Raw genomic sequence first — 12,278 nt, forward strand, 5'->3', positions numbered from 1 at the left:
ACCAAGAAAAGTGACCGGATCCGTTGGAAGCCAGGCCACCCCGAGGGGGAAACACATGCATGCGTGTAAACCATGATGCGCCTGGACCTACAAAATTGCAAGTCTATGACAACCCGGTCCACTGGGTTTCTGGCTTGCATGGACCGCCAGAAGCTGCTGTGTTGGTTACAAATTGCCCGCGCCGTGCTGCAAAAAATGGAGGGCCCATGCGCCGTGCTGGGCGCTTTGGGGGCGATTGCAAGCGCTGGCAGGGCATGCCGATGCTGGGCGCTGTCACGTAAGGGCCTACGTGTTCGGGGGCCCGCTGCGCCCAATACTGCACCGCAATCCAAGGCATCCCGGCAGCCCGGGCGAGGTCATGGGGGTGGACGACTACAATCGAGCGCTTGCCTTGCCGAGGTTGCGCGGCTGTCCGTGCTTACTGTCTTTACGCAGGGTGCCTGTCCATAGTTCTGCATCACCATGACCCAGCCCGTACCTTCTGCACTGCATACCTCCAAGCTCCATTCCCTGCCCCTGCTGGCCCGCGGCAAGGTGCGCGACAACTACGCCGTCGGCAACGACCGCATTCTGATGGTGGCTTCGGACCGTCTGTCGGCCTTCGATGTGATCATGGGCGAGCCCATCCCGGGCAAGGGCGCGTTGCTGACGCAGATGGCTCTGTACTGGTTCGACAAGCTCGGCGACATCTGCCCCAACCACCTGACCGGCGAGGCGCCCGAGTCGGCCGTGCAGCCCGATGAAGTGGCCCAGGTGCATCTGCGCTCCATGCTGGTCAAGCGCCTCAAGCCCGTGCCGATCGAGGCCGTGGTGCGTGGCTACCTGGCGGGCAGCGGCTGGAAGGAATACCAGGAATCGCAAGCGGTCTGCGGCGTGCCCCTGCCCGCAGGCCTGATCAATTCCGCCAAGCTGGCCGAGCCCATCTACACGCCAGCGGCCAAGGCCGAAGCGGGCGAGCACGACGAGAACATCACCTTCGAGCGCACCGTCGAGATGGTGGGCCCCGAGCTGGCCGCGCAGATCCGCGACATCAGCATCGCCATCTACAAGAAGGCCGCCGCGATTGCGCTGACCAAGGGCATGATCATTGCCGACACCAAGTTTGAGTTTGGCCTGGACGAAGACGGCAAGCTGGTGCTGATGGACGAGGTGCTGACGCCCGACAGCTCACGCTACTGGCCGGTGGAAGGCTATGCCGACGCGCTGGCGACCGGCGCCAACCCCCCCAGCTATGACAAGCAGTTTGTGCGCGACTGGCTGGAGCAGGCCAAGGTCAACGGCAAGCCCTGGGACAAGACGGCCCCGGCACCGCGCCTGCCACAAGAAGTGATCGACAAGACGGCTGCCAAGTACCGCGAAGCGCTGGAACGTCTGACGGCCTGACGGCAGGGGGCCTGATGGCCCCGCAGGCAAGTGTCTGCTGCGGCCCGCTCAGGCCGTGGCGCTCAGCCGGGCATCGGCTTTTTTCAGCCACAGGCGCAGGCTGTCCACCAGGTCTTTGCGGCTGAACGAGCAACTCTCCTCGTCAAACAGCGCGCTCGATTCGAGCCGGTCGAGCAGCTGCAGCAATACATCCTGGAACTGCGCAGGCAGCGCGCCGAGCAAATCGGTATAGCTGCGTGCCTGCTGGCTCAGGGCCGCTGCATCCATATGGCCGGCCTCGAAATGGTCCAGCCCGTCTTGTAAGGCGCCCAATTGGCGCAGCGCAGCCGATTGCATCGTGGTCTCCTGGTGGCTCAACATGGCTGCAGTGTAGAGGCCTTTGTGCCGGCCGAGCCTGGGATTTGCCAGGGGCCATTGGCAGCGCAGCCTGGCTGCCCTGGCGCAAATGCCCGACAATAGCCCCCATGAATGCCCTGAACATTTCGGAAACCATGCAGGCCCTGGGGCTGCAGGCCAAACAAGCCTCTGCCCAGATGGCCAAAGCACCTTCTGCTATCAAAAACAAGGCCTTGCTGGCGCTGGCACGTTTGCTGCGCGACCAAACCGAGGCCTTGCAGGCCGACAACGCCAAGGACCTGGCACGCGCGCAGGCCAATGGCCTGTCGGCGCCGATGGTGGACCGCCTGCGCCTGACGCCCAAGGTGCTGGAGACCTGTGCCCAGGGCTGCGAGCAGCTGGCAGCCATGGCCGATGTGGTGGGCGAGGTGGTGGGCATGAAGCAGATGCCCAGCGGCATCCGCGTGGGCCAGATGCGCGTGCCCCTGGGTGTCTTCGGCATGATCTATGAAAGCCGCCCCAATGTGACCATCGAGGCGGCCAGCCTGTCGATCAAGAGCGGCAATGCCTGCATCTTGCGCGGGGGCTCCGAAGCCATCGATTCCAACAAGGCGCTGGCGCGCCTGGTAGAGCAGGCGCTGCTGGAGGCCGGTTTGCCCGCCACCGGTGTGCAGCTGGTGCAGACCACGGACCGCGAGGCCGTGGGCCAGCTGATTGCGATGCCCGAATTTGTCGATGTGATCATTCCGCGCGGCGGCAAGGGCCTGATCGAGCGCATCAGCCGCGAAGCCAAGGTGCCGGTGATCAAGCACCTGGACGGCAACTGCCATACCTATATCGATGCGCCCAGCGACCTGGACATGGCCGTCAAGGTGACCGAAAACGCCAAGACGCAGAAATACAGCCCCTGCAATGCGACCGAAAGCCTGCTGGTGGCGCGCGCCGTGGCGGCAGATTTTCTGCCCCGCATTGGCGCGGTGTTTGCCGCCAAGGGGGTGGAGATGCGGGCCGATGCCGAAGCGCTGGCGCTGCTGCAGGCCGTGCCCGGTGCCCGCCTGCAGGCGGCGACCGAGCAGGATTGGTCCGAAGAGTACCTGGCCGCCGTCATCAGCATCAAGGTGGTGGCCGGGGTGGACGAGGCGATTGCCCATATCAACCATTACTCCAGCCACCATACCGATGCGATCATCACGCGCGACCACATGCATGCGCAGCGCTTTTTGCGCGAGGTGGACTCGGCCAGCGTCATGGTCAACGCCAGCACGCGCTTTGCCGATGGCTTTGAATACGGGCTGGGCGCCGAAATCGGCATCAGCACCGACAAGTTCCATGCCCGTGGGCCCGTGGGTATCGAGGGCCTGACCTCGCTGAAATACATTGTGCTGGGCGAAGGCGAAGTGCGCGGCTGATACCGGTTGCGGCCGCTGATCTTTGCTGACCGGCCGCCTCTTGCCCACGTTATGATGCGGCCATGCCAGGCCGCTCCCTAGCGGCTGGCGCCTCATGCTATGAAAATTCTGATCCTCGGCGCAGGCCGCGTGGGCGAGAGTGTCGCCGAAAGCTTGCTGAGTGAAAAAAACGACATCACCGTGATCGACACGGATGGTGTGCGCCTGCGCGATCTCGAAGGCCGCTTCGATCTGCGCGGCGTCGTGGGCAATGGCATCAGCCCCGAGGTGCTGGCCGAGGCCGGTGCGGCGGACACGGACATGCTGATCGCCTGCACCTCCCAGGACGAGACCAATCTGACCGCCTGCAAGATCGCGCAGGTGCTGTTCAACATCCCCACCCGCATCGTGCGGGTGCGCTCGGTAGCCCTCAAAAGCCATGCCGAGCTGCTGTCCGACACCGGCTTTGGCGTGACGCATGCGTTCTGCCCCGAAGAAGCGCTGATGGGCTACATCGGCAAGCTGGTGACCTACCCCGAAGCACTGCAGGTGCGTGAATTTGCCCAGGGTCATGTGGCGCTGGCGTCGGTGCGCGCGCGTGGCGGCGCGCCGGTGGTGGGCCTGAGCGTGGCCGATGTGCGCCAGAACCTGCCCCATGGCACGGTGCGTGTGGTGGGCGTCTACCGCCGCTTCCACCACGAGGCCGACCGCCTGGTGCCCACCGAGGGCAGCACCCGCATTGAGCCGGGTGACGAGGTGTTTGTGCTGTCGGACAAGGAGCAGCTGGGCGATGTGCTGGCGGCCTTCAACCGCCAGGTGGGGGAGCAGGCCGAGGTGGTGCGCCGCGTCATGGTGGCCGGCGGCGGGCGCGTGGGCATGCGCTTGGCGCGCGCGCTGACCAAGGAATCGCGGCGCTTTCAGGTCAAGATCATCGAGAAAAGCGAGGACCGCTGCGTCTACCTCGCCTCGCGCCTGCCGTCCGACGTGCTGGTGCTCAAGGGCGATGCGACCGACGAGACCTTGATGGAGAACGAGAACGTCGAGGATGTGGATCTGTTTGTGGCCATCACCGATGACGACGAGGACAACATCATGTCCTGCCTGTTGGCCAAGAAGCTGGGCGCGACCCGGGTGCTGGCGCTGATCAACCGGCGCACCTATGCCGACCTGATGCATGGCACGCAGATTGACATTGCGCTGTCGCCCGCCCAGGCCACCTTGGGCGAGCTGCTGGCCTATGTGCGCCAGGGTGATGTGCAGGCCGTGCACAGCCTGCGCCGGGGCGTGGCCGAGGCGATTGAGATTGTGGCGCGCGGCGATGCGAAAACCTCGCGCGCCGTGGGCCGGCGGGTGGGCAGCCTGCGCCTGCCGCGCGATGTGCACATCGGCATGATTGTGCGCGGCCTGCCCGCGCCCGATGCGCGCAACACCAACGGCAGCGAGACCGCCGAGCGCGATGAAGAAGAGCGCAATGACGAGCAGGTGGAGGTGATCGTGCCCACCAGCGGCACCATCATCCAGAGCAATGACCATGTCATTCTCTTCTTGCCGAACAAGCGCCTGGTGCACGAGGTCGAGGCCCTGTTCCGTGTCGGGGTGACCTTTTTCTAGGCCCGGCCGATGACTGATCTTCGACCCGTGCTGCGCGTATTGGGCATTTTGCTGCTGATGTTTGGCGGCACGATGGCCGTGCCCGCGATCTCCTCGCTGTGGCTCGATGACGGGGTGTTTGGCGTCTACCCGCTTACCATGGGTATCACCTGGGCCTGTGGCCTGGTGCTGTGGTGGCTGGCGCGCCATGAGCAGCGCGAGCTGCAGGCGCGCCACGGCATCATGCTGGTCGCCTTTGTGTGGATGGTGTTCCCACTGTTTGCCGCGCTGCCGCTCTACCTTGGCTTCGAGCGCATTGACCGGGCGCTGAGCTGGCAGCATGCCTATTTTGAAGCGGTCTCGGGCCTCACGACCACCGGCTCCACCGTGCTCAACCATGTGGATACCTTGCCGGTGTCGCTCAACATCTGGCGCACTTTCTTGCAGTGGATGGGGGGCATGGGCATTTTGATTCTGGCCGTGGCCATCCTGCCGATGATTGGCATGGGCGGCAGCCAGCTTTTCCGCGCCGAGGCCGCCGGCCCGGTGAAGGACACCAAGCTCACGCCGCGCATGGCCGAGACTGCCAAGGGCCTCTGGGGCGTGTACGGCCTGTTTTCCGTGCTTTGCGCGCTGGCCTACTGGCTGGCCGGCATGACGCCGCTCGATGCGGTGATGGTCATGTTCACCACGGTGAGCCTGGGCGGACTCACGCCCCATGACGCGAGCTTTGCCTATTTCAACTCACCGCTGATCGAGGGCATCTGCACGGTCTTCATGCTGCTGGCCAGCTGCAACTTCGCGCTGTATTTTGTCGCCATCCGCAAACGCAATGTCTGGGTGCTGTACCGGCAGCCCGAGTTCCGCGCCACCATCGGCACCTTGCTGGGTGGCGGCTTGCTGGTGGCGGGCCTGCTGTGGTTCAAGGGCGTGTACGGGCCGCTCGAATCGCTGCGCATGGGCGTGTTCCACACCGTGTCGGTGGCCACCACCACCGGCTATGCGGCCGTGGATTTTGGCCTGTGGCCGCCATTTGCGCCGGTCTTCATGCTGCTGCTGTCGGGCGTGGCCACTAGCGCGGGCTCGACCGGCGGCGGCATCAAGATGATCCGCATGCTGCTGCTGCTCAAGCAGACCCGGCGCGAAATGCGCCGCCTGGTCCACCCCAATGCGGTGCAGCCGGTGACGGTGGGCGGCCTGGCGGTGGATGAGCGGGTGATCTTTTCGGTGCTGGCCTTCATGCTGGTGTACTGCGCCACCATTGCGGTGCTGACCATGGCCTTGCTGTTCACGGACATGGATTTGCACAACGCGCTGGGCGCCGTGCTTGCCAGCGTGAACTGTGCCGGTGTAGGCTGGGGCGATCTGGGCCCCAGCAACAATTTTGCCGGCCTGACCAGCTTTCAGCTGAGCGTGACCACCCTGGGCATGCTGATGGGCCGGCTGGAGATCCTCAGCTTTCTGGCCCTGTTGACACCGGCTTTCTGGCGAAGGTGAGTGCTTGCTAGGTAGGGCGGCAGCAAAGTTCTGGTGACTTTGGCCCTCAACTCTCTACAATTGGTACTCAATTGTTTTTTGCTCGTTTTTTTTGAGCCCTCAAACAGTATTCATTTATGGTCCCGAATCTCATAACAGCCCTAACGGGGCCCATCAACGAATTGGAACAGCGCATGCTCGATGCCATGCCCGCGATCGAGCGCTGGTTCCGTCTGGAGTGGATGGAGCACACGCCTCCGCTCTATTCGTCGGTGGATATCCGCAATGCCGGCTTCAAGCTCGCACCGGTTGATACCAACCTGTTCCCCGGCGGTTGGAACAACCTGACGCCAGAGATGGTGCCGCTGGCTGTGCAATCGGCAATGGCTGCGATTGAAAAGATCTGCCCCGAGGCGCGCAACCTGCTGATCATTCCCGAGAACCAGACGCGCAATCCCCAGTACCTGGCCAATCTGGTGCAGCTGCAGCATATCTTCTCGATGGCGGGGCTGAATGTGCGCATCGGCTCGATCGATCCGGAGGTCAAGGAGACCATCAAGCTCAAGGTCGGCAATAAGGAGCTGGTGATTGAGCCGGCGCTGCGCCATGGCCGCCGGGTGGGCCTGAAGTATTTCGACCCCTGCACGATCTTGCTGAACAATGACCTGTCCACCGGCGCGCCCGGCATTCTGGAAGAGGTGTATGAGCAGTTTGTGCTGCCGCCGCTGCATGCGGGCTGGAGCGTGCGCCGCAAGAGCCGCCATTTTCAAAGCTATGAAGAGGTGGCCAAGCGCTTTGGCAAGCTGATGGGGATCGACCCCTGGCTGATCAACCCGATGTTCAGCAGCCGCAAGGGCGTGGACTTCACCGATGGCAGCGAGCATGCACTCGATGAGTTGCGTGAAGATGTCGACGTGATGCTGACCAAAGTGCGCCGCAAGTACAAGGAATACGGCATCAAGGAAACGCCCTTTGTCGTCGTCAAGGCCGACAACGGCACCTATGGCATGGGCGTGATGAGCGTGCATGACGCCAAGGAGCTGCGGCAGCTGTCGGTCAAGACCAAGAACCAGATGTCGCTGGTCAAGGACGGCCAGCAGGTCCATGACATGATCATCCAGGAGGGTGTGCAGACCGTCGAGCGCATGGACAAGGAAGCGGCCGAGCCGGTGGTCTACATGATTGACCGCTATGTGGTGGGCGGCTACTACCGCGCCCACTCCGACAAGGGCGCCGAGGACAACCTCAATGTGCCCGGCGCGCATTTCATCCCGCTGTCGTTCGAGCACGGCATCTCGCCGGGTGACTCGGTCGGGGCCAGCGCGCCCAACCGCTTCTATATGTATGGCGTGGTGGCGCGGCTGGCGATGCTGGCGGCCAGCTATGAGCTCGAGGCGACCGACCCGGACGCTGAAATCTACGACTGAGCCGTTTGCGGCCTTCCTGCAACCTCTGATTGCCGCCCGCTGCTGATCCGCCATTCGGGCTTGTCCGGATGCGCGGCTTCACTGCGGGCGCAACAACAGGCGCACAATGCAAACCAATCCACTACAAGCATGCCTGATGCGGCATGGCACAAAGGCTTGATGTGCAACACAACAATAAATCCGCACTCCCCGCGCTGACGCTAGGCGCCATCGGGGTGGTGTATGGCGATATCGGCACCAGCGTGCTGTACTCGCTCAAAGAGGTGTTTGGCTCCGGCCATGTGCCTTTCACCCACGACAACGTCTACGGCGTCCTGTCCATCCTGTTCTGGACCTTGACCTTGATCGTCTCGCTCAAATACGTGGTCCTGGTGCTGCGGGCGGACAACAACGGCGAGGGCGGGCTGATTGCGATGCTGGCGCTGGCCTCGCAAGCGGTCAAGGACAAGCCCAGGCTGCGCTCGGTGCTGATGCTGGTCGGTATCTTTGGTACCTGTCTGTTCTACGGTGATGGCGTGATCACGCCGGCCATCTCGGTGCTCTCGGCCGTCGAAGGCCTGGAAGTGGTCTCGCCCGGCTTCAAGTCCTGGGTGATTCCGCTCACCTTGGTGGTCCTGCTGCTGCTGTTTTGGGTGCAAAAACGGGGCACGGCGGGCATCGGCAAGTTCTTCGGGCCCATCATGGTGGTCTGGTTCATCTGCATTGCCGCCTTGGGCGTCTGGAACATTGTGGACCACCCGCAGGTGCTGTGGGCGCTCAGCCCGCACCATGCGCTGGGCTTTATCGGCCGCCATCCCGGCATCAGCTTCATCATTCTGGGCGCCGTGGTGCTCTGCGTGACCGGGGCGGAAGCCTTGTATGCCGACATGGGCCATTTCGGCCGCAAGCCCATTCGCCTGGCTTGGTTCAGCGTGGCCATGCCGTCCCTGGTGCTCAATTACTTTGGCCAGGGCGCGCTGGTGCTGGAAAACGCTGAAGCCGTGAAGAACCCCTTTTTCATGCTGGCGCCCGGCTGGGCACTGCTGCCCCTGGTGCTGCTCGCGACGATGGCGACGGTGATCGCATCGCAGGCGCTGATCACCGGCGCCTTCAGCGTCACCAAGCAGGTCATCCAGCTCGGTTACCTGCCGCGCATCCAGATCCTGCACACCAGCGTGCGCGACACTGGGCAGATCTACATCCCCTTTGTGAACTGGAGCCTGTTCCTGACCATTGTGCTGGCGGTAATCCTGTTCAAGTCCAGCAGCAATATGGCAGCGGCCTACGGGATCGCGGTGACCCTGGACATGACCATCACCACGGTGCTCACCTTCTTTGTATTGCGCTATGGCTGGAAATATGCGCTGTGGATGGCGCTGGCGCCGACGGTGTTCTTCTTCTGTATAGACATCACTTTCTTTGCCTCCAATCTGCTCAAGCTGTTCGATGGCGGCTGGTTCCCGCTGGCCATCGGCCTGTGCCTGTTCGTCGTGATGATGACCTGGAAGCGCGGGCGCGAGCTGGTCTACCAAAAGCTCCATGCCGATGGCATCGATCTGCAGTCCTTCCTGCAGATGGTGCTGCAGGCGCCGCCTACGCGGGTGCCGGGCACGGCGGTGTTCCTGACCTCCGACGCCCATGTGGTGCCCACGGCCTTGCTGCACAACCTCAAGCACAACAAGGTGTTGCATGAGCAGAACATGTTCGTCAACATCGTCTACCACGAGGTGCCCTGGATCGGCCTGGAAAAGCGCGCCGTGATCGAGCCGCTGGGGGGCGACTGCTGGCGCGTGCAGCTGAACTACGGCTTCAAGAACGATGTCGATGTGCCCAATGCGCTGCACCAGCTGCGCGGCCATGGCTGCGATACCGGGCAAATGGTGACCAGCTACTTCCTCTCGCGCGACGTGTTTGTGCCCACGGACAAGGCCAGCGCCGGGATGGCACCTTGGCGGCAGAAGTTGTTTGCCCAGATGCACCACAATGCAGCAGGTGCGGCAGAGTTCCTGCTGCTGCCGAGCAACAGCGTCGTGGAGCTGGGCTCCAAACTCGAAATTTAACCAGCCAGGGCTGCTCACCCGCTGCGCGCACCCCGGGCCAGCGAACACCGTGGCGGCGCGAAAGGGTGTATGCGGTTTTTCAAGGACATGAGCGCATCGGCGCTCATCGCAGGCTTTGTCACGGTGCTGGTGGGCCTGACCAGTTCCATCGCGATTGTGTTCCAGGCGGCGCAAAGCTTTGGCGCCACTCCCGCGCAGGTCTCGTCCTGGGTCTGGTCGCTGGGTATTGGTGTGGGCCTGTGCTGCTGGGTGCCCAGCATCTTGCTGCGCAAGCCGGTGGTCGTGGCCTGGTCCACTCCGGGTGCTGCGGTGCTGGCCACGGCCGGCGCCACCGGCGCATTCGGCATGGGTGATGCCATTGGCGCCTTCATCATCAGCGCCGTACTGATTGCGGTGGTGGGCATGACGGGCTGGTTCGAGCGGCTGATGAACCGCATCCCGATTGCGATTGCCTCGGCCCTGCTCGCGGGCGTGCTGACCCGCTTTGGCCTGGATGCCTTTGCCGCCGCGCAGACCAATACCTGGCTGGTGGTGGCCATGCTGGTCACCTACCTGCTGGGCCGGCGCCTGCTGCCGCGCTATGCGGTCATGCTGACCTTGGCGGTCGGCATTGTGGTGGCGCTGCTGCAGCACAAGATCCAGTGGTCTGCCGTGCAGCCGGGCCTGACGATGCCGGTGTTCACCATGCCCAGCTTCAGCTGGCAGGCCGCCATCAGCCTGGCGCTGCCGCTGTTTGTTGTCACGATGGCCTCGCAGAACCTGCCGGGCGTGGCCATCATCCGGGGTTCGGGGTACGACCTGCCGGTCTCCAAGCTGATCACGATGACGGGCCTGGCCACCTTGCTGCTGGCGCCCTTTGGCGCCTTTGGCATCAACCTGGCGGCCATCACCGCCGCCATCTGCATGGGGCCCGAATCCCACCCCGACAAGGCCAGGCGCTATGCGGCCGCCGTTGTCTGCGGCGTCATCTATGTGCTGATCGGCTGGTTCGGGGTCGTCATTGCCGGCCTGCTGACCGCATTCCCGCACGAGCTGGTGGTGGCGATCGCCGGCATTGCGCTGCTGGGCACCATCGGGGGCGGCCTGCACACGGCCTTGCAAGGCGAGCAGTACCGCGAAGCGGCGCTGATCACCTTCCTGGTGGCGGTGAGCGGCGTGACAATAGCCGGAGTGGGATCGGCCTTTTGGGGCGTGGTCGCAGGCAGCCTTGCGCTTTTTGTGCAACATTACGGCAAGCGCCGCTCGGCTTGAGCGCGCCTAGTTCTGTTCGTTTCTGCTTGCGTGGCCCTCTGGTGGGCAGGCAAGGCCATTGAATACACAGGGCGGCCCCCAGGCCGCCGACCCACACCATGCATATCCTCTTTGTTGCCGATCCGATTGAGTCCTTCAAGATCTACAAGGACAGTACCTTCGCGATGATGCGCAGCGCCCAGGCGCGCGGCCACCGCATCACCGTCTGCGAGCCGCGGCACATCCGCTGGATCAGCGGCGAGAAGGTCTCGGCCCAGGTGCGCGACATTGTGCTGACCGGTGACGAGACGCGCTGGTTTGACGAAGCACCCGGCCGCCGTGCCGAGCTGGCCGAGTTCGACGCCATCGTCATGCGCAAGGATCCGCCCTTCGACAGCGAGTACTTCTACGCCACGCACCTGCTCGGCCAGGCCGAGCGTGAAGGTGCCAAGGTCTTCAACAAGCCAGCCGCCTTGCGCGACCACCCCGAAAAGCTGGCCGTGATGGAGTTTGCCGAATACGCGCCCGTGACCCTGGTCACCCGCAGCGCGCAAGATATCCGCGACTTCCACGCCGAGCACAAGGACATCATCTTGAAGCCCCTGGACGGCATGGGTGGCATGGGCATCTTCCGCGTCGGTGCCGATGGCATGAACCTGGGCAGCATCATCGAAACCTTGAACCTGGACGGCGCCCAGAGCGTGATGGTGCAAAAGTACCTGCCTGAAATCACCAAGGGCGACAAGCGCGTGCTGATCATTGGCGGCCAACCCGTGCCGTTCTGCCTGGCGCGTATTCCGCAGGGCAATGAAGTGCGTGGCAACCTGGCTGCTGGCGGCAAGGGTGTGGCGCAAGCGCTGGAGCCGGAAGACCGGGCCATTGCCGAGCACATCGGCGCGCGCCTGGCGCCGCGCGGCTTGCTGCTGATCGGGCTGGACATCATTGGCCACCGCATCACCGAGATCAATGTCACCAGCCCCACCTGCTTCCAGGAGATCGAGCAACAGGCCGGCTTCCCTGTGGGCGACATGTTCGTCGAAGCACTGGAAAAGGCCGTTGCAGGCGCCGTCTGACACACGCCTGCAAAAAAGACGGACGTTTTCCTGACGCCTCGGGAAAACGCCTATACAATAGCGTCTATCGACAGCACGATGCCTTGCAAAGCTGCCAGACTCGAAAGAGGGCGGTTCGCAAGGTTTGTTTTTTTGAGGTGCTGACAAGGGGTTAGCGGAAACGCTGAAAACTTTGTCAAACTGTTCAAAAAGCTGTGCTACAATACAAGGCTTCGCTGATCGCGGCGAAGGGGATCCAGGGGCTCAGGCTCTTGGGTTAGGTCTTTAAAAATTAACAGCCGATAAGCGTGGGCGTTTGGTGGCGATTGCCATATGTTCTTCGGAGCAAAACAAGCG

General features: G+C 63.2%; 9 protein-coding genes. 8 read left to right on the plus strand and 1 reads right to left on the minus strand.

Annotated features, from left to right (window positions below):
- Positions 1-462 precede the first annotated feature (462 nt).
- Positions 463-1,383 carry a phosphoribosylaminoimidazolesuccinocarboxamide synthase gene (locus WH265_RS20230; RefSeq protein ID WP_021026709.1) on the plus strand — a complete coding sequence of 307 codons (921 nt, stop codon included), beginning with the start codon at positions 463-465 and terminating at the stop codon, positions 1,381-1,383.
- A gap of 48 nt (positions 1,384-1,431) precedes the next feature.
- Here WH265_RS20230 and WH265_RS20235 read toward each other — a convergent pair whose 3' ends face one another.
- A complete protein-coding gene (locus tag WH265_RS20235; protein ID WP_445228557.1) occupies positions 1,432-1,743 on the minus strand; it encodes a hypothetical protein in 312 nt (103 codons plus the stop codon).
- Positions 1,744-1,838: 95 nt separating this feature from the next.
- Here WH265_RS20235 and WH265_RS20240 point away from each other — a divergent pair, with 95 nt between their 5' ends.
- The 7 genes from WH265_RS20240 (at position 1,839) to gshB (ending at position 11,942) form a co-directional block, all read left to right on the plus strand.
- Positions 1,839-3,128: a glutamate-5-semialdehyde dehydrogenase gene (locus tag WH265_RS20240; protein ID WP_306729943.1), complete on the plus strand. Its 1,290-nt coding sequence runs from the start codon at positions 1,839-1,841 to the stop codon at positions 3,126-3,128.
- Positions 3,129-3,227: 99 nt separating this feature from the next.
- Positions 3,228-4,718 (plus strand): Trk system potassium transporter TrkA, encoded by a 1,491-nt coding sequence (gene trkA, locus WH265_RS20245; RefSeq protein WP_312990115.1) that lies wholly within the window; start codon positions 3,228-3,230, stop codon positions 4,716-4,718.
- Positions 4,719-4,727: 9 nt separating this feature from the next.
- A complete protein-coding gene (locus tag WH265_RS20250) occupies positions 4,728-6,194 on the plus strand; it encodes a TrkH family potassium uptake protein (protein WP_021026706.1) in 1,467 nt (488 codons plus the stop codon).
- A gap of 116 nt (positions 6,195-6,310) precedes the next feature.
- The gene (gshA, locus tag WH265_RS20255; RefSeq protein WP_021026705.1) at positions 6,311-7,600 is read left to right on the plus strand and encodes a glutamate--cysteine ligase; all 1,290 of its coding nucleotides are present in this window, start codon (positions 6,311-6,313) and stop codon (positions 7,598-7,600) included.
- A 161-nt stretch (positions 7,601-7,761) separates the two neighbouring features.
- Positions 7,762-9,639, plus strand: a complete 1,878-nt coding sequence (locus WH265_RS20260; RefSeq protein ID WP_445228558.1) for a potassium transporter Kup — start codon at positions 7,762-7,764, stop codon at positions 9,637-9,639.
- A gap of 69 nt (positions 9,640-9,708) precedes the next feature.
- Positions 9,709-10,890, plus strand: coding sequence for a benzoate/H(+) symporter BenE family transporter (locus WH265_RS20265; RefSeq protein WP_339559445.1), 1,182 nt, complete (start codon positions 9,709-9,711; stop codon positions 10,888-10,890).
- A 98-nt stretch (positions 10,891-10,988) separates the two neighbouring features.
- Positions 10,989-11,942 (plus strand): glutathione synthase, encoded by a 954-nt coding sequence (gene gshB / locus WH265_RS20270; RefSeq protein WP_312990118.1) that lies wholly within the window; start codon positions 10,989-10,991, stop codon positions 11,940-11,942.
- Positions 11,943-12,278 lie beyond the last annotated feature (336 nt).

Origin of the sequence: Comamonas sp. MYb396, from assembly GCF_037479555.1 — a bacterium.
Lineage (GTDB): Bacteria > Pseudomonadota > Gammaproteobacteria > Burkholderiales > Burkholderiaceae_C > Comamonas.